Annotated in this window: 25 protein-coding genes, 1 tRNA gene and 1 pseudogene; 15 read left to right on the top strand and 12 right to left on the bottom strand. The window is 65.4% G+C overall.

What is annotated here, in order from left to right:
• Positions 1 to 182: Clp protease N-terminal domain-containing protein (locus tag RBA41_RS32480; RefSeq protein WP_306628477.1), on the bottom strand; the 182-nt coding region annotated here is incomplete at its 3' end.
• A gap of 138 nt (positions 183 to 320) precedes the next feature.
• Here RBA41_RS32480 and pepN point away from each other — a divergent pair.
• Positions 321 to 2,951 (top strand): aminopeptidase N, encoded by a 2,631-nt coding sequence (gene pepN, locus RBA41_RS32475; RefSeq protein ID WP_306628476.1) that lies wholly within the window; start codon positions 321 to 323, stop codon positions 2,949 to 2,951.
• 37 nt (positions 2,952 to 2,988) lie between these two features.
• Here pepN and yiaA read toward each other — a convergent pair whose 3' ends face one another.
• The 6 genes from yiaA to RBA41_RS32445 form a co-directional block, all read right to left on the bottom strand.
• Positions 2,989 to 3,426, bottom strand: a complete 438-nt coding sequence (yiaA, locus tag RBA41_RS32470) for an inner membrane protein YiaA (protein WP_306628475.1) — start codon at positions 3,424 to 3,426, stop codon at positions 2,989 to 2,991.
• A gap of 21 nt (positions 3,427 to 3,447) precedes the next feature.
• Positions 3,448 to 3,822 carry a fluoride efflux transporter CrcB gene (crcB, locus tag RBA41_RS32465; RefSeq protein ID WP_306628474.1) on the bottom strand — a complete coding sequence of 125 codons (375 nt, stop codon included), beginning with the start codon at positions 3,820 to 3,822 and terminating at the stop codon, positions 3,448 to 3,450.
• Positions 3,819 to 4,286, bottom strand: coding sequence for a molybdenum cofactor biosynthesis protein MoaE (locus tag RBA41_RS32460; protein ID WP_306628479.1), 468 nt, complete (start codon positions 4,284 to 4,286; stop codon positions 3,819 to 3,821). Before RBA41_RS32460 ends, crcB begins: the two co-directional genes overlap by 4 nt.
• Positions 4,286 to 6,835, bottom strand: coding sequence for a DUF349 domain-containing protein (locus tag RBA41_RS32455; protein ID WP_306628473.1), 2,550 nt, complete (start codon positions 6,833 to 6,835; stop codon positions 4,286 to 4,288). Before RBA41_RS32455 ends, RBA41_RS32460 begins: the two co-directional genes overlap by 1 nt.
• A 231-nt stretch (positions 6,836 to 7,066) precedes the next feature.
• Positions 7,067 to 7,681 carry a hypothetical protein gene (locus tag RBA41_RS32450; RefSeq protein ID WP_306628472.1) on the bottom strand — a complete coding sequence of 205 codons (615 nt, stop codon included), beginning with the start codon at positions 7,679 to 7,681 and terminating at the stop codon, positions 7,067 to 7,069.
• A 9-nt stretch (positions 7,682 to 7,690) separates the two neighbouring features.
• Positions 7,691 to 8,092 (bottom strand): hypothetical protein, encoded by a 402-nt coding sequence (locus tag RBA41_RS32445; protein ID WP_306628471.1) that lies wholly within the window; start codon positions 8,090 to 8,092, stop codon positions 7,691 to 7,693.
• 71 nt (positions 8,093 to 8,163) lie between these two features.
• Here RBA41_RS32445 and RBA41_RS32440 point away from each other — a divergent pair, with 71 nt between their 5' ends.
• Positions 8,164 to 11,148: a PAS domain S-box protein gene (locus RBA41_RS32440; RefSeq protein ID WP_306628470.1), complete on the top strand. Its 2,985-nt coding sequence runs from the start codon at positions 8,164 to 8,166 to the stop codon at positions 11,146 to 11,148.
• A gap of 3 nt (positions 11,149 to 11,151) precedes the next feature.
• Here RBA41_RS32440 and RBA41_RS32435 read toward each other — a convergent pair whose 3' ends face one another.
• Positions 11,152 to 12,162, bottom strand: a complete 1,011-nt coding sequence (locus tag RBA41_RS32435) for a metallophosphoesterase (protein ID WP_306628469.1) — start codon at positions 12,160 to 12,162, stop codon at positions 11,152 to 11,154.
• Positions 12,163 to 12,369: 207 nt separating this feature from the next.
• Here RBA41_RS32435 and RBA41_RS32430 point away from each other — a divergent pair, with 207 nt between their 5' ends.
• Both RBA41_RS32430 and RBA41_RS32425 read left to right on the top strand, forming a co-directional pair.
• Positions 12,370 to 12,909, top strand: coding sequence for a hypothetical protein (locus RBA41_RS32430; protein WP_306628468.1), 540 nt, complete (start codon positions 12,370 to 12,372; stop codon positions 12,907 to 12,909).
• 49 nt (positions 12,910 to 12,958) lie between these two features.
• Positions 12,959 to 13,195 (top strand): annotated as a pseudogene (locus RBA41_RS32425) (hypothetical protein); the annotation flags it as partial.
• Positions 13,196 to 13,204: 9 nt separating this feature from the next.
• Here RBA41_RS32425 and RBA41_RS32420 read toward each other — a convergent pair.
• Positions 13,205 to 13,363 carry a hypothetical protein gene (locus tag RBA41_RS32420; RefSeq protein WP_306628467.1) on the bottom strand — a complete coding sequence of 53 codons (159 nt, stop codon included), beginning with the start codon at positions 13,361 to 13,363 and terminating at the stop codon, positions 13,205 to 13,207.
• 125 nt (positions 13,364 to 13,488) lie between these two features.
• Between RBA41_RS32420 and RBA41_RS32415 the strand changes: the two genes are divergently transcribed.
• The 4 genes from RBA41_RS32415 to RBA41_RS32400 all read left to right on the top strand — a co-directional run bounded on the left by RBA41_RS32415 (position 13,489) and on the right by RBA41_RS32400 (position 16,653).
• On the top strand, positions 13,489 to 13,701 hold the full coding sequence (locus RBA41_RS32415; RefSeq protein ID WP_306628466.1) for a hypothetical protein: 213 nt from the start codon (positions 13,489 to 13,491) through the stop codon (positions 13,699 to 13,701).
• Between the two features lie 104 nt (positions 13,702 to 13,805).
• On the top strand, positions 13,806 to 14,645 hold the full coding sequence (locus RBA41_RS32410) for a hypothetical protein (RefSeq protein WP_306628465.1): 840 nt from the start codon (positions 13,806 to 13,808) through the stop codon (positions 14,643 to 14,645).
• Between the two features lie 98 nt (positions 14,646 to 14,743).
• Positions 14,744 to 15,901 (top strand): methyltransferase, encoded by a 1,158-nt coding sequence (locus RBA41_RS32405; RefSeq protein WP_306628464.1) that lies wholly within the window; start codon positions 14,744 to 14,746, stop codon positions 15,899 to 15,901.
• Entirely contained in the window at positions 15,880 to 16,653 is a 774-nt protein-coding gene (locus tag RBA41_RS32400) for a substrate-binding periplasmic protein (RefSeq protein ID WP_306628463.1), read from the top strand. Before RBA41_RS32405 ends, RBA41_RS32400 begins: the two co-directional genes overlap by 22 nt.
• Before the next feature lie 35 nt (positions 16,654 to 16,688).
• On the opposite strand, the gene RBA41_RS32395 is transcribed toward RBA41_RS32400, so the two are convergent.
• A complete protein-coding gene (locus RBA41_RS32395; protein ID WP_306628462.1) occupies positions 16,689 to 17,216 on the bottom strand; it encodes a GNAT family N-acetyltransferase in 528 nt (175 codons plus the stop codon).
• 139 nt (positions 17,217 to 17,355) lie between these two features.
• Here RBA41_RS32395 and RBA41_RS32390 point away from each other — a divergent pair.
• The 7 genes from RBA41_RS32390 (at position 17,356) to RBA41_RS32360 (ending at position 23,115) form a co-directional block, all read left to right on the top strand.
• Positions 17,356 to 17,432 (top strand) — tRNA-Met (locus RBA41_RS32390).
• Between the two features lie 94 nt (positions 17,433 to 17,526).
• Positions 17,527 to 17,760, top strand: coding sequence for a hypothetical protein (locus RBA41_RS32385; RefSeq protein WP_306628461.1), 234 nt, complete (start codon positions 17,527 to 17,529; stop codon positions 17,758 to 17,760).
• A 95-nt stretch (positions 17,761 to 17,855) separates the two neighbouring features.
• Positions 17,856 to 19,265: an ATP-dependent RNA helicase DbpA gene (dbpA, locus tag RBA41_RS32380; protein WP_099876949.1), complete on the top strand. Its 1,410-nt coding sequence runs from the start codon at positions 17,856 to 17,858 to the stop codon at positions 19,263 to 19,265.
• 295 nt (positions 19,266 to 19,560) lie between these two features.
• Positions 19,561 to 20,193 (top strand): type VI secretion system-associated FHA domain protein TagH, encoded by a 633-nt coding sequence (gene tagH / locus RBA41_RS32375; RefSeq protein ID WP_306628460.1) that lies wholly within the window; start codon positions 19,561 to 19,563, stop codon positions 20,191 to 20,193.
• On the top strand, positions 20,186 to 20,959 hold the full coding sequence (locus tag RBA41_RS32370; RefSeq protein ID WP_306628459.1) for a PP2C family protein-serine/threonine phosphatase: 774 nt from the start codon (positions 20,186 to 20,188) through the stop codon (positions 20,957 to 20,959). The genes tagH and RBA41_RS32370 overlap by 8 nt, the downstream gene beginning before the upstream one ends.
• Positions 20,956 to 22,632, top strand: coding sequence for a serine/threonine-protein kinase (locus RBA41_RS32365; RefSeq protein WP_306628458.1), 1,677 nt, complete (start codon positions 20,956 to 20,958; stop codon positions 22,630 to 22,632). The genes RBA41_RS32370 and RBA41_RS32365 overlap by 4 nt, the downstream gene beginning before the upstream one ends.
• 18 nt (positions 22,633 to 22,650) lie before the next feature.
• Entirely contained in the window at positions 22,651 to 23,115 is a 465-nt protein-coding gene (locus tag RBA41_RS32360) for a TssQ family T6SS-associated lipoprotein (RefSeq protein WP_306628457.1), read from the top strand.
• A gap of 65 nt (positions 23,116 to 23,180) precedes the next feature.
• Here the strand turns inward: RBA41_RS32360 and RBA41_RS32355 are convergent, their stop codons facing one another.
• A complete protein-coding gene (locus tag RBA41_RS32355) occupies positions 23,181 to 23,756 on the bottom strand; it encodes an elongation factor P (RefSeq protein ID WP_054267202.1) in 576 nt (191 codons plus the stop codon).
• Positions 23,757 to 23,874: 118 nt separating this feature from the next.
• Positions 23,875 to 25,050 carry an elongation factor P maturation arginine rhamnosyltransferase EarP gene (gene earP, locus RBA41_RS32350; protein WP_306628478.1) on the bottom strand — a complete coding sequence of 392 codons (1,176 nt, stop codon included), beginning with the start codon at positions 25,048 to 25,050 and terminating at the stop codon, positions 23,875 to 23,877.
• Between the last annotated feature and the right edge of the window lie 9 nt (positions 25,051 to 25,059).

The raw sequence follows: 25,059 nt of genomic DNA, 5'->3' as shown, positions 1-25,059 counted from the left end.
GTCAGGCTGCCCACGTTCACGCCGGCGCGCTGCAGCAGCGAGCGCGCGGCGCCATCGTCCTGGTTCAACAGGGCGGACAGCAGGTGAACCGGTTCGATATACTGATTGTCATTGCCCACCGCCAGGCTTTGCGCATCGGACAGCGCTTCCTGCAGCTTGGTGGTCATTTTGTCTTGGCGCATGGTCGAGCTCCACAAAAGAGTGTGATTTAACTTGAATGAAAGATTGGGCCGTGACCGACTTTTTCAAGGCATGCAAGCCGATCACGCCATTTCCCTATGATATTCTTTCTCTATTGAAACTTTAATTGGGGTGCCGCCTTGTCTATTCCTTGCCTGCGCGCCATCGGCGCCCTCCTTCTCGCCAGCGCCGCCTGTCCCGCCGCGCCCGTGCCCGTGCGCGCCGACGCCCTCACCCAGGCCGAGGCGGCGGCGCGATCGAAGCGCATCGCCAACGTGGCTTATGTACTCGACTTCACGCTGAGCGGCACCGACACCTTCAGCGGCACCAGCACCCTGCAGTTCGACCTGAGCGACACCGGTTCGCCCGTCACCGTCGATCTGGACAAGGCCGCCATCACCGCCCTGACCGTCAACGGCGTGGCGGTCGCGCCGCAGTACAACAAAGCCTATATCACGATTGCGGCGCGCCACCTCAAGGCGGGCCGCAACAGCGTGACCGTCAGCTACCAGCGCGCCCACAGCACCAATGGCGAAGGGCTGCACCGCATGGTCGACCCGGTCGACGGCAAGGTCTACACCTACTCGCACTTCGAGCCGGCGGCGGCGCACCAGATGTTCGCCCTGTTCGACCAGCCCGACCTGAAAGCGACCTATCAGCTCACCGTCACCGCGCCGGCCGACTGGCAGGTGGTCTCCACCAAACGCGAAAGCGCCATCGAGGAGCGCGGCGCCACGCGGCGCTGGACCTTCCCGGCCACCAGGCAACTGAGCGCCTACAATTTTTCGATGCATGCGGGGCCGTACAAGGTCTGGGAAGACAACAGCGGCCCGTATCCGATGCGCCTGTTCGCGCGCCAGTCGGTGGCCGCGCAAGTATCCCCGGGCGACTGGTTCAAGTACACGAAGCAGGGTCTGGCCTACTTCGACAATTACTTCGGCATTCCCTACCAGTTCGAAAAATACGACCAGCTGATGGTCCCCGACTTCCTGTACGGCGCCATGGAAAACGCGGCCGCGGTCACCTTCGCGGAAGACGGCTTTCTCTACAAGGCGGCCATGACCGACGCCCAGCGCGAAAGCCTGGCCGAAGTGATCCTGCACGAGATGGCGCACCAGTGGTTCGGCGACCTGGTGACCATGAAATGGTGGAACGGCCTGTGGCTCAACGAGAGCTTCGCCTCCTTCATGGCGACCATGGCGACGGCCGAATCGACCGAGTTCACCGGCGCCTGGCAAACCTTTTATTCCGAGGGCAAGCAGGAAGCCTACGTGCAGGACCAGAGCCCGGCCACCCATCCGATCGAAGTGCCGGTGGCGTCGACCGCGAACGCGTTCGACAACATCGATGCGATCACCTACTCGAAAGGCGCGTCGACCCTCAAGCAGCTGCGCCATTTGCTCGGCGAAGACGTCTTCCGCAAGGGCGTGCACAACTACCTCGTGAAGTACCAGTACAAGAACGCGCAGCTCGATGATTTCATCGGCAGCCTGGGCGATGCCGCGGGGCGCGACCTCAAGCCGTGGACAAAGCAATGGCTGTACAAGGCCGGCGTGAACACGCTGGCGGCCGAGTACCGCTGCAGCGCCGGCAAAGTCGCCAGCTTCACCTTGCGCCAGGGCGCCACGCCAGCGCTGCCGACCCTGCGCGAGCAGCGCGTGCAGGTCGCCACCTTCGTTCTGGCAGACGGCAAGCTCACTCGCGGGACGACCGTAGCGGTCACCTACAGCGGCGCCGCAACCAGGGTGCCGGCGCTGGTGGCCAGTGCCTGTCCCGACCTGGTGTATCCGAACTACCAGGACTGGGGCTACGTCAAGGTCAGGCTGGACAAGCGCTCGTTCGCCACCGTCAGCAGCCACCTGGGCGCCATCGACGAGCCGCTGCTGCGCGCGATGATGTGGCAAAGCCTGTGGGACGGCGTGCGCGATGGCGAACTGCCGCTGGAAAGCTTCATCCAGACGGCGCTGACCTATGCGCCGCTTGAAAAAAACTACAACCTGCTCGGCGACGTGCTGACCAAGGTGGCGAGCGCAAAATACTACATCGATGTGATGCACGCGCCGCCGCGCTACGCGCAAAAGACCATCGCCGCGCTGGAACACATGGCATGGAGCGGCGTCCTCGCCAGCAAGGGCAACGCCAACTTCACGCACCGCTGGATGGACGCCTACCTGAACGCCGCCACCACGCCGCAAGCGCAGGAGCGGCTGGTGTCGATCCTGAACGGCGCCACCGTGCTCGAAGGCGTGCCGCTGGACCAGGACCTGCGCTGGAAGATCGTCGAAGCCCTGAGCCGCGCCGGGTACGCCGGCAGCGTGGCCTTGAGCGAGGCCGAACAGGCACGCGACAAATCCGACGCCGGCCAGGCGGCCGCGCTGCGCGCCGCCGTGATCCGGCCCGACCCCGCCGTCAAGCAGCAATGGCTGGCGACGATCATGGACCTGAAAACCACCCTGCCGTTTTCGCGCGTGCGCACGGCGATGGAAAACCTGTATCCGCCCGCGCAGCGCGCCTTGAGCGAAATGAGCGCGGCGCAGCGCCTGCGCCAGTTGCCGGCACTCGACAAGGCCGCCGGCCCGGTCTACATGCGCGCATGGGCCGCGACCCTGATACCGAAGGACTGCACGCCGGCCAGCGTGCAGCGCCTGGCAAAGGCCGGCAAGCAATTGAAGGGACTATCGGAAGGGACCATGCGCGCCCTGCGCGACCAGCATGAAAACGAGCGGCGCTGCCTGGCGGTCAGGAAGGCGATGAAGTTCCCGCAGCAGTGATGCGGTTGGCGGGCCGCGCTGGCGGCCCGCTGCCGATTTACTCCTTGCCCGAATCGACGTACAGGTCTTTCGGGTCTTCCGCCAGCGCGACGTCGCGCACGTTCTTCTGCACGGCCACCGCGGCGAACAGGCTGAGCACGAACGACATCGCATAGAAGCCCTTTTCGCTCTGCGCCAGCGTGGCGTTCCACAGGCCCACTGTCAGCAGCAGCATCGACAGCAGCAAGGACACCCAGCACAGCGCAAAGTAGATGCCCGTGACCTTCACGCCTTCAAGGCGGTCGCGCACCGACTTTTGCAGCGACACGGCGGCGAACAGGCCGTACATCAGCAAGGTGAAGTAATAGCCGCGCTCATTGAGCTGCATCGTCGAGTTCCACAGTCCGATGAGGAAGGTACCGGCGCCGATGAAGAGGGCCGCCCAGGATGCGCCGATAAAGGCACCGGTAGGACGTTGCGGCAGTTGCTTGGACATTGAATTCTCCTTGGTTTGACATCATGTGGATAGTGCGCGCCAGCTTGCATGGCCGGCGATACAGCAGACAATCGATCCGGCCAGGTGCAGCGCCGAATGCGCCAGCGCCCAGCCATAATCGCCGCGCTCGAGCAGATCCATCGCTTCGCCGGAAAAAGTGGAAAATGTCGTCAGCCCGCCCAGGAAACCGGTTACCGCGAACAGGCGCCATTCGGGCGGCAGCAGCGGGTGCGCCGCGAAAAAGCCCAGTGCCACGCCGATCAGATAGCCGCCGCCGAGGTTCACGGCCAGGGTGCCGAGCTGCAGTGTCGGGTGCAGGGCGCCGAGCCACAGTCCCAGCCCCCAGCGCAGCCACGCACCGAGCGCGGCTCCCACGCCGACGGCGATAAAATTCATTTATCGGCCCAATTCGCGGTCCACTTGGCCAGCGCGGCGTCGTCGGTCACGCGCGCGTCGACCCAGCGCGCGCCGTCCGGCGTCTGTTCCTTCTTCCAGAACGGGGCGTCGGTCTTGAGGTAATCGATGATGAATTCGCAGGCGGCGAATGCCTCGCCACGGTGCGCCGCGGTGCATGCCACCAGCACGATCTGGTCGAGCGGCGCCAGCGGCCCGACCCGGTGCACCACCAGCGCGCCATACAAAGGCCAGCGTTCACCGGCCTGCGCCACGATCCGTTCGAGCGCCTGCTCGGTCATGCCGGGATAATGTTCGAGCTCCATGGCGGCCACGCTGGCGCCGTCGTTCATGTCGCGCACGGTGCCGACAAAAGAGACCACCGCACCGATGCGCGCATCCTGCGCGCGCAGGGCCGCCATTTCGGTGCTCAGGTCGAAGTCGGCGGTCTGGACCCGCACCGCCATCATTTGCCGTCCCTGGCGATGCGCGTGAACAGGTGTTCGATGCGCGACGCGGTACGGTCATCCACCAGCGCCGGCATGGCGCACAGCTGCAGGAACTGGGCCGCCTGGTTGCCCGGCTTCTGGCCCGACTTGAGGGACGACTGCAAGGTCTCGACCTGCAGCTTGAGGCGCTCGCGCGCGAACTCGCTGCCGCTGTCGATGCCGGCCGCGATCTCGAGGCGCAGGATTTCGTGCAGCAGCGGCTCGCGGTTTTTTTCGAGCAGCGCGGCAAACGCCGCCCGGCCCTCGCCGAGCGCCGCCAGCGCCGCATCGAAGCGTGCCTTCAGCGTGCGTTCGTAACTGGCCTCCAGCGCCGGCAAGGCGCTCCAGCGCGCGCTCCAGTCGATGCTGTCGGCGTCAGCCCCGCCGGCGGCAACCTGGGCTTCCAGTTCCTGGCACAGGCGCAGCTTGTCGCGCAGCGCGCTGGCCTGGGCCCGGCTGGCGTCGCGTTTGGCGGCGTCGACATGGTGCTGCAGCGCGGCGATGGCGGCGTGATAGCGCTTCTCGACCTTCGCTTCGTTGGCGCGCGGGACGGCGCCGATGGCGTTCCATTCGGCGGCCGCTTCGCGTAGCAGTTTTGCGGCGTGGGCGGCGGCGTCAGGCGCGCCGGCGGCTTGTTCCAGCCGTGCGCTGATGGCGTCCTTGGCTTCCTGGTGGCTGCGCCGTTCGGCGTCGGCCGCGTTGGCGCTTTCCTTGCGGCGCGCGAAAACAGCATCGCAGGCGGCGCGGAATTTCTGCCACAGCGCCTGCTCGGCCTTGCGTTCGAGCGGCACCGCGCGCGCATGCTCCTGCCAGCGTTCCTGCAGCGAGCGCAGGGTGTCGAGCGCGTGGCGGTCGTGCGCGTCGAGCGCGGCCACCTGGGCGATCATCGCTTCGCGTTCGGCCACTTCGTTCTTGCGCTGCTGTTCCAGCGGCGCCTGCAGGGTGTTGAGCGCATCGGTGAATTCGTGATCGAGGCGCTTCTTTTCCTTGCGGTCGATCGCGCCCAGGTGGCTCCACGCCAGGCGCATGCGCTGCACGGTGGCCGCCATGTGCTTCCAGTCGACGCTCTCGCCTCCGGCCAGCTTGGCCGTTTCGAGCGCCGCTTCGGCGATCAGGGCCTGCGCCTTGGCCGCGTTGGTGTGGCGCTCGTCGGCCAGGTGCTTGAAGTGGGCGGCGGCCGGCGCGTAGGCGGCGCTGCAGGCGGCGTCAAAGCGCTCCCACAGGCTCTTGGGCGCGGCGCCCGACAAGGTATCGAGCGCCTTCCAGCGTTCGCGCATGCTGCCGACTTTCTTGGCCAGTTCGCTCATCGCCAGTTTTTGCGTGGTGAGCTGCTCGACCGCCTTGATCAGTTCCTCGCGCGAGACGTTGCCGCCCCAGCGCGCCCAGTCCGACAGGCGTTTGAGTTCGGCGCGCGCGTGCGCCAGGCGGTCGGCCAGGGCTGGCGTGAGGCGCGTGCCCTTGCTGTCCTTGAGGATCTTGTCCATGTCGGCCGCGCTGCCGAGGGAGCCTTGCTGCAGGGCCGCTTCCATGGCGTCGAGCGTATCGATGAAATGCTGGTCGGGCGCCTGCGCGGGGGCGTTCTTGCGCGCCTCTTTCGGCTTGTGGGCCGAGGGGGCCGGCGCCGGCACCGAGGCAAGCAGCACCTCGAAGCGCTGCTGCAGGTCGGCGGCGGCGTCGGGCGGCGCCGGCGGCAACTGCTGCCAGGCTTTTTTCAATTGGTCCTGGTTGAACGCGCCGGGCGGCGTGGCGCGCCATTCGGCCAGCGCGGTTTCGCGCGCGATCACGGCCGACTGGCCCTGCTCCAGCGCGCCCAGCGAGGCGGAGAGGCGCGCGTGCTCGGAGGCGAATTCGTTGGTCAGGCTGCGCGGCAGCGAAGTGTGTTCCGGTGCGGCCAGCGCGGCGGCGTGGGTTTGCGCCATCTGTTCCAGGCGCTCTGCCAGCTCGGCGGCGCGCAGGCCGCTGCTGCCGAGGGCGCGTAAGGCGGTCAGGCTGTCGATCATGGCGCGCTGCAAGCTCACCTGGGCTTCCAGGCGCTGCGCCAGCCGGGTGCGGATGGCATCGAACCCGGCGGCCAGTTCCGGCGCGGCGATCACCGACCAGCGGCGGTCCAGCTCGGCAACCTGGTTGGGCGAGAGCTTCTCGTCCTTGAGCAGGGCCTGGGCTTGCTCGATGCAAGCCTGGCCGCGCGCAAGCTCGGCCTGGTGGTGGCGCAGCGCGTCCAGGCGCGACTGCATCAGCTTGGCGACGCGGCGGTCGGTATTGCGCATGGCGGCGTGCACGCGTTCGAGCGCGGCGGCCGAATGCACATGCTCGGCGGCGGCCAGGCGCAGCTCGGAAAAATCGGATTGCAGGATGAACTCGACGGCGGCGGCTTCATCGCCGGCCAGCGCGGCTACCTTTTCGGCCTGCTGGGCACGCAGCGCGCTGGTCTGCGCGGCCGCCGGAGCTGGATTCGGGCTCGCCTGCGCGGACTTTCCGGCAGGGGTGTCGGACTTGTCGGCCGGTCGCTTGAAAAGGAATTCGAACATGACGTGATATCAACCATTCAAAACCACCATCATAGCAAGAATGGCGCGGAAAGCACGCGATAGGAAGGAGTATTAATGCTTGATACTGCCGGTGGCTTGCGCCGCCCGGACAGGCCGATCGGCGCGGGCCGGGCCATCTTGCGGCAATTCGGGCCATCCTGGCCCGGCGCAGGCGCGTCGAACGCCAGCCCGCCCGGGAACCCGCACCCTGCGCCGGCCGGGCGGACGGCGTTAATGCGCGAAATGCGGCGCGAAGCGGCGTTCGACGCCGCCGTCCATGCGCTCGTGCTCGCCGTCATGCCCACGGCGCGACAGCACGATGGCCTGGCGCGACGGTTTGCGTTCTTGCACATAAGCATCTTGCGCCAGCATTTCGTTGGCGATGGAAAACCACGCCTCGCCGGAAATCACGGCCCGTGCCACCGGAAACAGCTCGTGCTCCTCGCGCTCCAGGCGCTTGAGCGTGGCGCTGCAAAACGCTTCGAGCGCGGCGCAGAACTGGGCCACGCTGGCATAGGTGTCGAGCGCCTGGAAGCCGAGCCGCACCACCAGCACGCCCACCGCGTCGGTGGCGGCCCGGCCCAGCTCTTCCAGGTCGAGCAGCAGCCGGTCGGCGGCGGGACTGGCTTTGCGGATCGCCGGCACCAGGAACATGTCGATCTTGCGCCAGTGGCAATTTTCGTACAGGCGCTTGACGGTGTCGCAGGCGGCACCCACCTGCCCTGCGGCGAGCGCATTCTGATGCGCGAACGTGGAATGAAGCAGCTTTTGCAAAGCCTGTACCTGCGCGCGAAGCTTGGCTTGCTCGACAGACAGTGCAACCAGGGTATATGTCGCCGTTAACATTCGGTCTCCTCAAAAGTTGCCCGCATACTCAAGATCCGGACGCTGGTGCGCGGGAGCCTGGCTGGAGTCGTGTGTTTTGGCAGGCTTGCAGTTGTTCTTTATGAACTCTTGCGTCAGCCCGGAGAAACCAGTGTAAGGAACTCCGACACCGCAGGTTTGATCTAGCGCAAGCGGCGCGCCATCAATCGGTTTCTTGTGGGCACATATGCAACGCAATGTTGCGCCGTTCGCGGTAAGCGGGCCGGCGGCGCCTCCGTTAAGTGACGAAACGTCATGCTTTGTTCTTGCGCCCAAGATTTTTTTGAGTGCGCCAACCACATCGCCGGTATTTGCGCGCAGAATGTAAGTTAGGGTGCGGCCCGATTTCAAGCATTTCTGGCCGCGCCATTTCGCCATTTCTTTTGATGCCAACCAACCATCAGGGGACGCCTATTCCTTCCGCCAGCGTATTTCGACGATCAGCCAGGCGCCTGTTCCGGGTCATGCTGCTCCCGTGCTTCGCGCTGTCGCTGGTGGCCGCCATCTGGATCACCCTGTTTCACCAGATGGGGGTCGAGCGCGCCGCCGCCCATCACGATGCGGTACTGTCCAGCCAGGCACTGGCGCGCGTGCTGTCCGAACATGTCAGCCACATCCTGCGCCAGAGCGACCACGCGACCCAGCTCTTCAAGCTCAAATTCGAGGAAACCGACGGCGGCCTGCGCCTGGCCGAATTCGCCCAGCGCAACGGCCTGCTCGACAGCGTGCTGCCGGCCAAGCTCAACCTGCCGATGGCCCTGATCGACCGCCACGGCAAGGTACTCGACAGCGCCAATGGCTTCAGCGCCGGTCCCGGCCCCACCGCCGCCACGTCCTGGTTCCTGGCGCTCGCGGGCGGCGCCGGCGACGCCTCCCAGTTCTCGACCCCGGTGGTCGAGCCGCGCAGCGGCAAGTGGCTGATCCAGATCGCGCGCCGCCTCAACGACGGCGACGGCAAGTTCGCCGGCGCCATCGTGATCATGATCGATCCGCTCTACTTCGTCGACGACTACGACCGCGTCAACGTCGACGACGAGGCGGCCCTGTTCCTGTGGGCGCACGACGCCCGGCTGACCATCGGGCGCGTGGGCGAGCGCCTGTTCGTCGGCGAGCGCCTGGGCTTCAGCGCGCGCAAAGTGGGCGGCGTGCCCACCGAGGAACTGGAAGCGACCGCGCCGCCGGACCGCATCGCGCGCATCTACAGCTACAGCGACATGGACCGCTACGCGCTGGTGGCGGTGGTGGGCATCACCGAGCGCGCCGCGATGGAAAAATTCGAGCGCCACCGCATCCGCTACCTGTGGATGGCGCTGGCCGCGACCCTGGCCATCGTCGCGGTGACGGCGCTGCTGATGCGCCAGAGCGCGCGCCTGCGCGCCAGCATGCGCGCCGCGCGCGACGCCCAGGCCACCTCGCGCGCGGCGGCCGAAGGCAGCCTCGATGGGGTCATGTTCCTCAAGGCCCGCCGCGACGCCGAGGGCAAGATCATCGACTTCGTCGTGGCCGACATCAACGACAAGGGCGCGGCCATGCTGGGGCACACGCGCGGCGCCGTCACCGGACAGGGCATCCTGCCGCTGCTGCCGTGCGACGTCGACCCGCCTTTCCTCGAACGCTACGCGCAGGTGCTGCTCGAATCGCACCCGCTCGAAGAAGAAGTCGAACTGCGCGCCCCCGGCGAGCGGGCGGTGTGGATCCGCCACCAGATCGTGCCGATTCCGGGCGGCGTGGCGGTGAGCTGGCGCGACATCAGCGCGCGCAAGCTGGCCGAACTCGAAATCAGCGGCAACCGCGGCTTTCTGCAGTCGCTCATCGAGCACCTGCCGCTGCTCATTTACGTCAAGAGCGTGCGCCCGGCCAGTTTCGGCACCATGGTGGTGTGGAACAAGGCCGCCGAAGCGGCCACCGGCTACGCCGCCGACGACGTCATCGGCAAGACCGACTGCATCGCCTTCGCCCCCGATTTCGCCCTTTGCAGCCCGGAGGAAGACCGCGCCATGCTGGCCAGTCCGGCGGCGGTGGACCTGCCCGAAAAACCGCTGCGCCGGCCCGACGGCGAACTGCGCTACCTGCACACGGTGTCGGTGCCGCTGTTCGACAGCGCCGGCACCATCGAATACATTTTATGCATCGCCGAAGACGTGACGCGGCGCCATGAGCAGGAACAGAACCTGCGCAACAGCGAAGCGCAGCTGACCGCGATCACCAACGCGTCCCCGCTCGGCCTGATCCGCGCCGACCTGCGCGGCAACTGCACCTACGTCAACCGCATGTTCGAGACCATCACCGGCCTGACGCGCGAGCAGGCCCTGGGCCGCGGCTGGACCGGCGCGCTGCACCCGGAGGAACGCGACAGCCTCAATGCCATCTTCCAGCACCAGCGCAAGAACCCCGAGCCGTTCAAGAAAGTGGTGCGCTGCCTGCATCCGGACGGCAGCCTGGCATGGACCTCGGTCAAGGTGGCGGCGGTGCGCATCGGCGACCGGATCGAAGGCTTTGTGGGTACCATCGACGACATCACCACCCTGCGCGAAGCCGAACTGGCGCTGCGCGAAAGCGAGGCGCGCCTGCGCACCATCGCCGATACGCTGCCGGCCATGGTGGCCTACATCGACGCCAACCAGGTCTACCGTTTCCACAACCTGGCCTATCACCGCGAGTTCGGGCGCGATGGCGCCGCCGTGCCGGGCATGACGGTGCGCCAGACCGTGGGCGAAAAGCGTTTCGCCACGCTCGAACCGTACATCCTGCGCGCGCTCAAGGGCGAGACCCTGGTCTTCGAGGAACACGACGGGCCCGAAGGCGCCGAACGGGCGCTGGAAGTGACCTATATTCCGCAACTGGGCGAGGATGGCGTGACGGTGGTCGGCTTTCACGTCATGCGCCAGGACATCACCTCGCAAAAGCGCGAGAAGAAGCGCCTGCTCAAGCTGGCCCAGGTCGACGCCCTGACCGGGCTGGCCAACCGCGCCGGCTTTCTGCACAAGCTCAGCGTGGCCATGCGCGAGAGCGCCGACGATGGCCATCTGATGGCGCTGATGTACATGGACGTCGACCATTTCAAGCCGGTCAACGATACCTATGGCCACCACGTGGGCGACGCCCTGCTCAAGGCGTTCTCCGCGCGCCTGACGCAAACCCTGCGCGCCAGCGATACCGTGGCGCGCCTGGGCGGCGACGAATTCACCATCATCATGGAAAAGCTGGCGCGCCCGGAAGACGCGGAGGCCATCGCGGCCAAGATCGTCGGCGCGATGCAGGCGCCGTTCGAGCTGGGAATGGTCACGGTGTCGGTGTCGGCCAGCATCGGCCTGGCCTACTTCAGCGGCGGCACGCCCGATGGGACGCCCGATGGGACGCCCGATCCAGACGCGCTGCTGCAGCAGGCCGACATGCAGCTGTACCAGGCCAAGCAGGCCGGGCGCAATACCTGGCGCGCCGCGGCCTGAGGTTCAGTCGCCGGCGCCGCCGGCCTCGGGCCGGAGCTGCGCCGGCAGGCAGCCGGCGTACCCGGGCCACGGCCGGGTGCAGCGCCAGGCGGGCGGCGCGGCCTTGCTGATGCTGCGCTTGTACAGCAGCTTGCCATCGAGGTCGTAGAACTCGGCGCTGAAACGCTCGCCCTCGATGCTGGCCCACAGGAAGCCGGGTGTGCGGTCATATTCAAAATGCACCGGATTGGCGTCGCGCCGCACCAGGCGCGTGGTTTTCGAGCCGGCGCCGGAAATGATGAATTCAGTGCCGCAGCGCGACTTGGGCCATTGCAGATTGTGGTCGTGCGCGCTGAGGACAATGTCGGCGTTGCCGCAAACAATATCCTCGAACAGCTGCTTGAGCGGCGCCCCGTTGACGATCGCCGGGCAAAAATTGCCGCAGCCTTCATAGTTCCCCGCGTTGCCGTGCTCACCGTTGGACAGGTAGGGATGGTGGCCCGCGACGATATTCCACCTTGCTCCGGAAATGGCCAGGGCGCCGGCCAGCCACGCGCGCTGCACGTCGGTGTTGACGCCCTGCAGGTAGCCGGTGGTGTCGAGCGCGAACAGGGCCACCTCGTCTTTCTGGACCCGGTAGAACGGGTGCGGCATTTTCCAGCGCGCCGAGCGCCAGGTGTAGGCGATCTGGAACTGCGGCTTCCAGTAGTCCAGGGGCGGATCGCCGTAGTCGTGGTTGCCCAGCATGGCGTAGAACGGCAGGTCGAGGCCGGCGTACGGCAGCTCGAATTTTTGCTGGAACTGGGGATCGTCGGCACGCGTGATGCCTTGCCCGTAGAAATTATCGCCGAGATAAATCACGAAGTCGCAACCCTTGCGCGCGCATAGCGCCGTCATGGCCTTGCCGATCGCGTACTGGGCCGGGTTGCCTTCGCCGGCATCGCCCAGTGCCACGAAACGCACCGCCGCCGTTGTCGGCATGGCGAGCGCAGTGCATAGCGACGCGCACAGCAAAAGTCGAATTCGAGCAAGCATGGCGTTCTCCGGTTGACCGTCCGCTTTGACTGTAGCAGCGGGGACCGGATGGCCGCTGAGCGGGCACAACAGCTAGGCACGCGGGTGCATTGGCGGCAGCCGAATTTCCAGCCGGCGACCATGTCAATTTTTGTACTGAAGCGCCGGGACGTTACGGCTGAAGTGCGCTAGACTGAAATGGCATGAATCGACCAACGGGAGCAAAAGATGAGCTCACTTTCTGAAAATTGCGGCTCCTTCACACCAGACCCGGAGCATCCCTCTGCCGAGGACGCGTTGCCTCGTGACGACCAGGATTCGCTGACCGGCATCGGGCCCGGCACATCGTCGAAGCCATCGTATTCGACGCATTTCCACCTGAACTACGTCAGCACTTCTGGTGACAAAGGGAAAAGCGTCGAAGTCACGAATGTTTTTCGATTCACCTGGTCCAGCAGCGCCGGTGCGGGGGTGACCGTGTGCGTCCCGCTGGCGCACACTTCAGTCAGCTGCAATATCGACGTCAAAGATGCAAGCGAGCAATTGCGTTTGGACGTAGCCACAAGCGCGTCCGACGCCGGGTTGGCTGCGCCCCTTCCGGCTAATCATTCGCCGAACGAGCAGGAATCAAGCGAGGAGGCATTGAAGAGCGCACGTGCCAGGCGCACAGCGGCACTCAACTCGATGTTCGGCATGTGGAAAGATCGCGACGACACACCCAAAGACGGTCTTCAATATCAAATCGAGACGAGGGCTGAATGCGGCTAGTCCTATTTGATACCAACATACTGTCGACGCCCTGAAAGGCGCTGGCGCCGGAGTGGCATCGCTGTCATCGAACCGGGTAAAGGTCGAGTCGCTATTCATCGACGAAGGTTTGGGCAGCCTCGATAGCGACACCCTCAGGGCAGCCATGGATGCGCTGGACGGGCTGCAATCGATGGGCCGCAAGGCCGGCGTGATCTCGCAGGTGCAGGAGGTGAGCGAGCGCATTGCAACGCGCATCCTGCTGCAACCGAACGGCGGCGGCAGCAGTACCGGGACCGTCCAATAGCGGCAGGCGTCAATCCTGGCGTTTCGGCTTGGCCGGGCGCACCTTGGCCAGCTCCCATCCCAGTTCGCGCCGGATTTCCTGCGGGTCGGGCGGCGGGCGGCGCTGGGCGATTTGCGCGCGCAGCCACTGGCGCACGCTTTCCTTGCTTGGTTGCTTGTCGGTGTTCATCATGCATCCTGTCTCGATCACTTCGCCCGGGGGCCTGCTCCGTTAACGCTGGGCCAGGCCAGCAGTTGACTGCGTGTGCGCACCCCGATGATAAAATGCGCGTTTTTTACGTCCGGATCTTCCCTATGTCAAAACCCGCCCGCGTGCTCACTTTCAAATGCGCCAACTGCGAGAAACCCGTCAAAGTCTTCCTGCAGAAAGTTTCCGCCTGTTCCCACATCCAGCCCTACCAGGGCGTGTGCGGGTGCGGGGTCCTGAAACGCCATGCCACCGGAAACAAGGACGCTGTTGAATCCTATCTCGCAGCGCCGGAAGGGCAATGGTCCCATCACCATTGATTGAGATGCCTCAAGGCAATAAAAAAATAATAGAAAAATAACTAAAGTAATCGGCATGACTGCCGTTATGGTCAGTAACGCAACTTTTTTATTGTCTGACCGCCATGTCTTTCTTGTCCGTCCTGAGCGCCCGCCCGCCCGCTTCCACCATTCTTCCTGCCCCCGCGCAGGCTGGCGGCAGGGGTGTCGGCGCGCAGCTGGCGCCGGCCAGCGGCAATGTCGCCGCGCGCCTGCCGGTGGTCGATCCGGTCTCCCTGTACAACGATAACGTCAGCCTGTCCTCGCAGAGCCTGACGACCCGCGCGACCGAGCTGGCCACGTCGACCGTCGATGTAGCCCAAAAATTTCTCGATACCTTCGTCGGCAAACTGTTCGGCGACGCCGCCAGGGGCGCCAGCGTCAAGTTCGATGCGGTATCGGTGCAGGCCCAGTCGGCGTTTTCAGCCTCGGCCAGCCAGAGCGGCAGCGTGCGCAGCAGCGCCTTTTCCCTCAACGAGAGCGCCAGCTTCATCGGCACCGGCCAGCTGGTCACGGCCGACGGCCAGGCCTTCGATTTCGAGCTGGAAGTCAATTACGAGGCCAGCGCCAAGCTCGCCACCGAAACGGCATCGCCCGCCGGCCGCCCGGCCCAGCTCGATGCGCCCGATGTGCTGGTGCTAACCGGCAAACCACTGCCACCCGTCAAGTTCCCCGGCAGCCTGAACGAACTGTTCAAACTGCTCGGACGCGAGCTGCAGGCGCCCGTCCATGGATCGTCCGGCGAGAATGGCGACAGCCCGGGCGGCAATCTGAGCCTGCGGCTGCTGCGCCTGGTCGACCGCGCCGCCCTGCTCGCGCCCCGTCCGCGCGCGGAAGAACCGGCTGCGGCGCCGGTAGACCGCAGCAAGGCACTGGCCGACTCTTACGGCGGCACCCCTGCCGGCAGCATCTTCGCCAGCGCCTGAGGGCGCGGCCTGCCCACGTATAATAGTGATATTGACGCCCCGCGCCCGCACGGGGCGCTTGCCGTTTTCCGTTTTTGCACCACTGACCGATCGCCCCCATGCAACCTGAACACACTGCCGACGCCCCGGCGCGCATCCACTGGACCGAAGAGGGCCAGCCGCGCACCGCGCGCTGGCGCTCCGAGAGCGGCATGCCGCCGCCAAAAAAGGTGGTCATCGCCGATGACAAGACCCCGGCCGATGTGGCCTATCGCCTGGCCTGCGAAGGCACCGCCCTGCTCTGGCGCGGCGACTTTCACAACGCGCGCCAGTTGCTGCAGGCGCTGGCGCGGCGCGCCGACCATAAAGGCGGCCGCGCCAAGCCGGCCAAGGTGCCCGCCTCGGCGGCCGACGCGTTTCACCTGCACCGCCAGGCCCAGTCGCAGCGCGCACGCACGCTGGCCATGCTGCTGCTGCCGTTCGAGGCCGACTACAGCGTGCCGCTGCGCCGCGCGCCGGACGTCAGGCAAGCCTGCAACGAAGCCTACGGACGCGGCGACGAACCGTTCGTGGCATCGATGCGCGAACTGCTTGGCCTGATCGGCGCCCACGAGTGGCGCAAGAACGGCGTCGACATCCCGGCGCTGGAAGCGCGCATCCACCCCCACTACGGCGTGTTTTCGCCAATCCGCGGCGAGTACGTGGCGCTGGTGGCCGACGCGCCGCTGCCGCCCGCGTGCGCGCTGGCCTTCGATATCGGCACCGGCACCGGGGTGCTGGCGGCCCTGCTGGCGCAGCGCGGCGTCAAGCGCGTGGTCGCTACCGACATGGATGCGCGCGCCCTCTCCTGCGCGCGCGAGAACCTGCAGCGCCTGGGCGTGTCGGGCACGGTCGACGTGGTCCAGGCCGACCTGTTCCCCGAAGGACGCGCCAACCTGGTGGTGTGCAATCCGCCCTGGCTGCCGGGGCGCCCGAGTTCCTCGATCGAATACGCGGTGTACGATCCGGACAGCCGCATGCTCAAGGGCTTTTTGAAAGGCCTGGCGGCCCACCTGGCGCCCGGCGGCGAGGGCTGGCTGATCCTGTCCGACCTGGCCGAGCACCTCGGCCTGCGTCCGCGCGAGCAGTTGCTGGCCCTGATCGCGGCCGGCGGCCTGCAGGTGATCGAGCGCCACGACGTGCGCCCCACCCACCCGCGCGCCAGCGACCCCAGCGACCCGCTGCATGCCGCGCGCGCTGCCGAACTGACATCGCTATGGCGTCTGCGCGCACTGTAACGGCGCTGCTGGCCGCCGCCTTTCTGGCGAGCGGGCAGGCGCGCGCCTGCAGCCGGCCGCTGAACATGGTCAGCGAGGAGTGGCCGCCCTACTCATTCACCAATGAGGAAAACGTCCAGACCGGCCTCGATATGGACATGGCCAAGGCCATCTTCAAGGAAGCCGGCTGCACCCTGGTGACGGCGCCGCCGATGCCGACGGTGCGGCGCATGCTGCTGTTCGAGCGCGGCGAATTCGACCTGATGCTGGCCGCCACCGACACGCCCGAACGGCGCCGTTTCGCGCGCTTTTCCAACGCCTACCGCCACGAGACGGTGGCGCTGTTCGTCCTGGCGCGCGACTATGCGCGCTACGCGGGCATCAATAGCATGCCGGTGCTGGCGCGCGGACAGACCGCCCTGCTGGCGCCGCGCATCGGCTGGTACGGATCGGAATTCGCGCACGCCGCGCCAACGCTGCGCGCCAGCGGGCGCCTGTTCGATTTCGGCTCGTTCGAGCAGGGCATGCGCATGCTCGGCGCCGGACGCGCCCCGCTGATCATGGGCGACCGCGCCGCCGTGCTGTATGAAGCGCAGCGCCAGAAGCTGGTGCTGCGCCAGCTGCCTTTTGTACTGCTGCAGGCGCCGGTGCACCTGATGCTCAGCCGGGCCAGCACCACGCCGGATGACCTGGCGCGCGTGAACGCCGCCATCGGGCGGCTGGAAAAGAACGGCACCCTGCAAGCGCTGCGCGAGCGTTACGGCTTGCCCTGAAGGTCGCCTCAAGCGCCCGCAAACACGGCCTGCCCTTATTCTTCGGAAGCCGGCATCGGGTTCGGCCGGGGAAGACGAAAAACGTCACGCTCCAGACCATCCGGAAAGCGCGAACGCCCTGTCAATGTTGCGCCAAGGCGCAGCACCAGCGCGCGCGCCGCGTGGTTATCGTCATTCATGTACGTGTCGACCGACTCCCACCGAAACACGTGAAACGCATGCTCGATCACGGCGCGCGACGCTTCCTGGGCGGTACCGGCGCCGCGTGCCTTCGGCAGCAGCCACCAGGTCAACTCGCGCGGCCAATCTTTGCCCTGCCAGAAACCGCATACCCCAAGCAAGTCGCCGCAGTCCCGCTGCTGGATAGCCCACACGCCGAAACCCTGCAGATGCCAGGCCCCCAGGTCGGCAGCGAGCCGGGACCAGGCGGCGGCGCTGGTGAGCGGACCGCCGTAAGGACGCGACGCATCGGCGTCCGTATAAAAGGCGTCGTACATCTGCGCGCATGCGGCCGACGGCGGCAGCAGGTCAAGTCGTTCGGTGTGCAGTGTCGGGATATGCATGGGCAAATGGGCGCAATTCATCGATGGCTGCAAACTGTAGCATGGCCGTCAACACAGCTCGCAGCAGTGGGCCGGGATGCCTAAATTATTTCCGGCCATTGCACTTGTCCGAGAACCCCTGTACAATTCGCCGCTCAGACGCGGGGTGGAGCAGTCTGGCAGCTCGTCGGGCTCATAACCCGAAGGTCACAGGTTCAAATCCTGTCCCCGCAACCAAACACATTTTGAACTGAGCCCGACTCTTCACACAGCCGGGCTTTTGTTTTTAGAAAGGGACTAGCTGCCTTCAAGCCAGTCCACCGCGCTTCCCATGAGAGACAAAAAAGATAACGCGACCTTCGATCTGCCGGGGTTCGGCGCGGCTGCGCCGCTCGTTCATCCCCCTGCCGAAGCGCGCCGCACCACGGTGCCGCGCCAGCGCAAAGCCGTCATCCGCCAGCAACAGCTCGAACTGCTCGACGAAACCGATGCCAGCGGCCTGCCGGTGTGGCGGCGCGACGACAATACCGACCTGACCGGCCTGCCCAACTGGGCTGCCGCGTAACATCCCCGGCGCGGCAGCCGTGCCGCGCCATCGCAGTTCATCCATCTCCGGTCGCCTGTTAGACTGAGGCCCTCCCCTTTTGCCAGAGCACCACCATGAATCCAAACGCCTTCGCCACCCTGCCGCTCACCGCCACCTTCCTGGCCAATCTGGACTCGCTCGGCTATCGCGAGATGACCGACATCCAGACCAAGAGCCTGCCGCACGTGCTCGACGGGCGCGACCTGATCGCCCAGGCCAAGACCGGCAGCGGCAAGACCGCCGCCTTCGGCATCGGCATTTTGCACAAGCTGAACCCCGCCTGGTTCGCGGTGCAGGGCCTGGTGCTGTGCCCCACGCGCGAACTGGCCGACCAGGTGGCCAACGAACTGCGCCGCCTGGCGCGCGGCGAAGGCAATATCAAGGTGCTCACGCTCACCGGCGGCGCGCCCATGCGCCCGCAGATCGCCTCGCTCGAACACGGCGCCCACATCGTGGTCGGCACGCCGGGCCGCATCCGCGACCACCTCGGCCGCGGCAGCATCGACCTGTCCAAGGTGCAGACCCTGGTGCTGGACGAAGCGGACCGCATGACCGACATGGGTTTCTACGACGAAATCGCCGGCATCGTCAGCGCCTGCCCGTCGCGCCGCCAGACCCTGCTGTTTTCAGCCACCTATCCGGACGATATCCGCCGCGCCACCGAATCGTTCCTGAGGAACCCGGTGGAAGTGGTGGTCGAAGCCCAGCACAGCGGCGACCAGATCGAGCAGCGCTTCTATGAAGTCGGCTTCGACAACCGCGACCAGGCGGTCGGGCGCCTGCTCAAGCATTTCAAGCCGGTCTCGGCCCTGGCCTTTTGCAACACCAAGGTCCATTGCCGCGAACTGGCCGACGAACTGCGCGCGCAGGGCTTTTCGGCGCTGGCGCTGTACGGCGAACTGGAACAGCGCGAGCGCGACGAGATCCTGGTGTTGTTTTCCAACCGCAGCTGTTCGGTGCTGGTGGCAACCGACGTGGCCGCGCGCGGCCTCGACATCGCCAACCTGGGCGCGGTGATCAATGCCGACGTGTCGAAAGACACCGAAGTGCACATCCACCGCGTCGGCCGCACCGGCCGCGCCGGCGAGTCGGGCCTGGCGCTGACCCTGTGCGCACCGAACGAAAAGAAATGGGTCAAGCTGATCGAGGAATACCAGCACGCACCGGTCAGCTGGCATCCGCTGTCGGAACTGGCCGACGATGGCGAAGCGGCCGCGCCGGCGCCGATGGTCACCCTGGTCATCATGGGCGGCAAGAAAGACAAGCTGCGCCCGGGCGACCTGCTGGGCGCGCTGACCGGCGACGCCGGACTGACCAAGGAACAGGTCGGCAAGATCAATGTGTTCGAGTTCATGACCTATGTCGCACTCGACCGCCACGTGGCCGAGCAGGCATTCCAGCGCCTCAACGCGGGCAACAAGCTCGGGCGCGACTTCGGCAACATCAAGGGCCGCAGCTTCAAGATGCGCTTTATCGACGCCTGAGGCAGCGCGGCGAAGCGATGCCGTAGCGCATCCTGTTGCGCAACCGATGAGCTGGGCTTTGCGGCGGGACACTTATGCAGCTACACTAAACGTGTCGCGCGCCCTGCTGCCCAGCAAATAAGCAGCAGGGCCGTTGCATGACCACCCAGACCGGTGTTCATGCCGGAAGATACGGCAAATTGCGTTGTCATGAGGCAAAATGCATAAATTAGGTTCATCCGATTGATGCGCTTAATCGTTAAATCTGGCATGATTGCTTGAGATAAACATCGACGCTCCCCGCGGCCCCGCACTCATGAATACTAACGTCGTGCTTGATGACATTGAAACACTGAAGCAGGCCTTCCTGCGTGGCGCCGGCATACCCGCCGATGCGCTCGGTTCCGGCCTGACGCCGGAGTTGATGGAACTGATGGGCAAGCTGATGGCCAGCTCGCTGCAAGGTACCATCGACTTGCTGGCCCTGCGCTCGCTGGTCAAGCAGGAGGTCAAGGCCGATGTCACGATGGTTGTGATGCGCAACAATAACCCGCTCAAGTTTTTCCCGGACAGCCAGACCGTGCTGACCCAGATGCTGCGCAAGAAAATGCCCGGCTTCATGGAGCCGCTCGAATCGATCGACGATGCCTACAACGACCTGCGCAGCCACCAGAAAGGCATGGTGGCCGGCACCCGCGCCAGCATGGGCGCCATGATGGCGCGCCTGAAACCCGAGCTGTTCGAGGCGGAAGTGTCGGGCGGCGGCATGATGGGGACCCTGATACCCTCGCGCCGCCAGGCCGAGATCTGGAAGACGTACAAGCAGGCTTATCACACGGCCGAAGCGGAAGCGAAAGACCAGTTCAAGACCATCTTCGGCCCCGCTTTCCTGGCCGCGTATGAGAAAGAAGTCGAGCGTTCGAATGCCGCCGGCACCAGCAATGGTTGAGCGCAATCCGATCCGCCTGGCCTGGACCCGCATCAGCGAAATCGGCATGCGGGCCAGCAATCAGGACGCCGTCGGCGAGGCCCAGCACGGCGATATTTCCTGCTTCATCATTGCCGATGGCGCCGGCGGACACGAGGGCGGCGAGGTCGCCGCGAACATCGTGGTCGAGTCGATGCTGGAAAAATTTGCCAGCGTGCCGGCTTTCGGCGCCCATGCTTTGCTGTCCTACACGGCCCATGCCATCGCAAGTGTTGCGAAAAACAAACAGATTCAACCGCAAAACCATGACATGAGCGCCACAGTGGCCGCCTTGCTGGTGGACCAGGCCAATGCCCATGCTTTATGGGCGCATCTGGGCGATACGCGCATCTACCTGTTCCGCGACGCCAAGCTGGTCAGCGCCACGCGCGACCACAGCCTGACCCAGCAACTGATCGACGCCGGCTATGCACGCGCCGACCAGCTGCGCAGCCATCCCCAGCGCAACATCCTGTTCGCCGCCGTTGGCGCCGAAGGCGAAACCCCGGTCGCGCTCGGCGACGGCCCGGTCCAGCTGCTCGACGGCGACGCCTTGCTGGTGTGCAGCGATGGCTTGTGGGAATGGGTGCACGAAGACGAGATGGAACGCACCCTGGCCGAATCGGGCAACAGCGAGCAATGGCTGACCGCCATGTGCGCGCTGGCCGAGGCGGCCCTGGAAGGCACCGACAAGGTGCGCGACAACTTCTCCGCGTACGCCATCCGCGTCGAGAGAGAGATCGTATGAACGCGCTCGCCCCCGGCTCCGAGAACTGCCTGCCGATCGGCACCAGGCTGGCCGACTTCGAAATCACCGGCGTGCTCGGTGAAGGCGGCTTCGGCATCGTCTACATGGCGTTCGACCATTCGCTGCAGCGCAGCGTGGCCCTGAAAGAATACATGCCGGGCGTGCTGGCCACGCGCGCCAGCGACAACAGCATCCTGGTGCGCGCCGAACGGCACCAGGAAACCTTCAATGTGGGGCTGAAAAGCTTCATCAACGAAGCGCGCTTCCTGGCCCAGTTCGACCACCCGTCGCTGGTCAAGGTGCACCGTTTCTGGGAACAGAACCGCACCGCCTACACGGCCATGCAGTATTACGATGGCCGCACCATCAAGGATATCGTCACCCAGAGTCCGGAACTGGTCACGGAAGCGTGGTGCAAGAAGGTGATGAAGCAGATTCTCGACGCCCTCGAGATGCTGTACACCATGAAAATCCTGCACCGCGACGTGTCTCCGGACAACATCATCGTGCAGGAAAGCGGCGATGCCGTGCTGCTCGACTTCGGCTCGGCGCGCCAGATCATCGGCGACCGCACGCGCGGCCTGACCGTGATCCTGAAACCCGGCTACGCGCCGGTGGAACAGTACGCCGGCGACGCCTCGCTCGACCAGGGCCCGTACACCGACATCTACGCGCTGGCCGCGGTGATGTTTTTTGCCATCATCAAGGAACCGCCCGCGACCTCGATCGCGCGCATGGTACGCGATCCGGTCAAGCCGCTGGCCGAACGCGGCCTGCCCGGCTACAGCCAGGAATTTCTGGCGGCCATCGACAAAGGCCTGGCCGTGCTGGCCCAGGACCGTCCGCAGACCATCGACGCCTTCCGCGCCCTGCTCGGCATCGAAACCGGCGGCGAAGCGCCGCGCGCCCGCCCTACCGGCCCGGCCCAGCGCTTTGCCACGGTCGACCGCCTGCCGGATGCGGCCGCTGCTGCCGCGCCGCCTGGTGCTGCCGCCGCCGCTTCCGCCGCGAAATCGCCCGTGACCGGTCCGGTCAAGCCGAACCTGTCCAAGTCCGCCAGCGGTTCGTCCCGCCAGGACCCGCAAGCGAGGTCCTCGCGCCGGCCGAAACCGGAAACGGCCGACAAGTCGGCCAAGCCGGCCGGCAAGGGCTTGCCGCCGTGGACCGGCATTGCCGCCTCCGGCGTGGTGATGGTGGCCGCGATCGCGGTCGGCCTGTATTCGCTGCTGTCCAAGCCGTCCGACACGATCATGGTCGCGCCGGCCCAGCCGCCGGTAGCCGACGCTTCCGCCCTGCCGCCGCCCCCGCCGGCACCCGTGCCCGTGGCCGTGGCCGCCACCCCGGCCGAGACGCCCGTGCCAGGCGAGACTGCCGCTGCCACGCCTGCCGTTGCGGGCGAGGCGGTCGCTGCCGCCGATGTGCTGGCCGATCCGGCCGCCGATGCGGCGCCAGAAACATTCAACTATAAATTGTCGATCAAGCCATGGGGCACGATCTATGTCAACGGCAAGGAAGCCGGCGTCACGCCGCCCCTGAAAAAGCTGACGCTGCCGGCCGGCAAACACAAGATCCGGATCGCCAATCCCGGCTTCCAGGATTTCCAGCTGAATCTCGACACCAGCAAAAACAAGTCACGCACGATTGAACATGATTTCACAGCGCAGCCCAAATAAACGCATTAAGATCGAGGCATGAACCGATCCCAACACTTCCTGATCTCCGCCGTCGTGGCCGCTGGCCTCGCGCTGTCCGGCTGCGCCACCACTGAACCGCCGCCCAAGACGAGCGCGACTCCCCGCCCGACGGCGCCGCGCCCGCCCACCCCGCGTCCACCGCCGCCGGTCGTGCCGTCCACGCCGACCGTCAGCGCCGATCAGGTGGCGCTCAACGAAGGCATCGAACTGTATAACCAGGGCTCGTACAACGAGGCCATCAAGCGCCTCGGCGCGGCCGACGTTACTGGCGGCTCCAGGGCCACCCAGGTCACCGCGCACAAGTACATGGCCTTCAGCTACTGCGTGACCTCGCGTCCGGCCCCTTGCCGCCAGCATTTCGAGAAAGCCTTCAGGCTCGATCCGGCATTCGCGCTCGCGCCCGGCGAAAGCGGCCACCCGCTATGGGGTCCGGTGTTCGCCAAGGCCAAAAAATCGAAGTAATCGCGCCGTACGGACGAAAAAAAACGCTGCCCATGAGGCAGCGTTTTTTTTGAACGGCAACGTGATCAGTTACGAACGACGCGCTTGTATTCGTTGGTGCGGGTGTCGATTTCGATGACGTCGTCGGTGCTGACGAACAGTGGCACCTGAACCGAGTGGCTGTGCGCTTCGATCGCGTTTTCCAGCTTGGCTTCTTTCAGGACGTTGCCCGACGTATTGCCCTTGACTGCTGGCTCGGAGTAAGCAACCTTGCGTGCGATCGTGGTTGGCAGCTCGACCGAGATGGCCTTGCCGTCGTAGAACACGGCTTCGCATTCCATGCCGTCTTTCAGGTAATGCAGTGCATCGCCCAGGTTTTCTTCTTCGATTTCGTACTGGTTGTACTCAGTATCCATGAAAACGAACAGCGGATCGGCGAAGTACGAGTAGGTGACCGGCTTCTTGTCCAGCACGACGACGTCGAACTTGTCGTCGCCACGGAAAACGTTTTCCATCGGGCTGTTGTTCAGAAGATTCTTCATCTTCCATTTATAGGTGAAGCCCGTGCGGCTCGAGCCGTTGACATCGGAACGCAACACGATCATAGGCTTGCTGTCAACCATAATGATGTTGCCAACACGAATTTCTTTTGCAGGTTTCATAAAGAGTGTACGTAAAAAGTGGGTTGCATAAAAATCATCTGTCGCCTGCTGGCATGACGCCGGAAGCTCACGTTTGATCGAGGTAAAAATACGTTAGAAATTAACCGAATATTGTACCTTATCCGGGCCGCGATGACCTAAGCGAAGCGGCAAAGTTCAGCAAATTACTGGTGAGATCGCCGTTTGCCAACATCTGGCGCTGCCAATCGTCGGCGCGCGCATGCAATTCGGGCAGCGCGGCTTCAAATGCGGGCCACAGCGGTGCCGGATCGGGATCGGCCGGGGTGGCGCCGTTCCAGCACAGCGACAGCGCGGACAGGCTTTCCAGTCCGGCTGCGTAGCGCTGCAGGAAGGCGCGCAGCTTTTTGTGGTGCAGGTTTTCATCTTGCGGGTAGATATGCCAGATGAAGGGGCGGCCGGCCCACTGGGCGCGCACGAAGGAGTCTTCCCCGCGCACGACATTGAGGTCGCAGGCCCACAGCAGGCGGTCGTAGTCGGGCTGCGGCACGAACGGCAGCACGCGCAGCGTCAGCGCGCCACGGGTGCGCGCCGCGCCAGCGCTGGCAGGCGCTTCAAGGAAGGCCTCGACCGCTCCTGCCGCCACGCCTTCCGGCACCAGGCAGGTGATCGCCTGCGCCCCGCCCTGCCAGGCATCGAACAAGGCAGCCACTGGCGCATGCGGGTAGCAGAACAGCGAGACTTTGGTCGATGCCATCTCCTGCGCCGTCACGCCGAACTGACCGAGAAAAGCAGCCATTGTGGGCGCATCCGCCTGGAACTGGCGGCGTTCGTCGTCGAGCGCCGCCTCGCGCATCAGGCCGCCGGTTTTGGCGGTAAAGCCGGGGAAGAAGAAGTGTTTGGTCAGCGGCAGGCGCGGATGGGACGACGGCAGCGTGTGGCAACCTTCGACCCACTCTTCGGCCGTCAAGCCTTCGAGGTTGAACCAGACCGGGCGCGGCTCGCACTGGGCCATGGCCGTGATATAGCCGGGCGGGATGTCGCAGGCGAAAAATTCGATGACGATGTCGGCGATGTCGGCGGGTGTGAACACGCCATCCTGGCCGGCCCAGTGACGCACGGTCACGCCGTCGACCGACTGCAAGGTGGCGCCGGGATCGACGTCGGGGCAGATGCGGCGGAAACTGGGCAGGTCGTCGACCCACAAGGTGACCAGGATGCCGTGTTCGCGCTGGAGTTGGCGTGCCAAGCGCCAGCAGATGCCGATGTCGCCGTAGTTGTCTACGACGCGGCAGAACAGGGCAAGGGTAAGGGCGGGATTGGCAGCAAGGGACATAAGGGCTTT

The sequence above is a fragment of the Massilia scottii genome (assembly GCF_030846495.1).
In the GTDB taxonomy this organism is placed as follows: domain Bacteria; phylum Pseudomonadota; class Gammaproteobacteria; order Burkholderiales; family Burkholderiaceae_D; genus Telluria_A; species Telluria_A violaceinigra.
The sequence above is the reverse complement of the archived record's forward strand: the minus strand, read 5'-3'. Positions and strand labels throughout refer to the sequence as shown.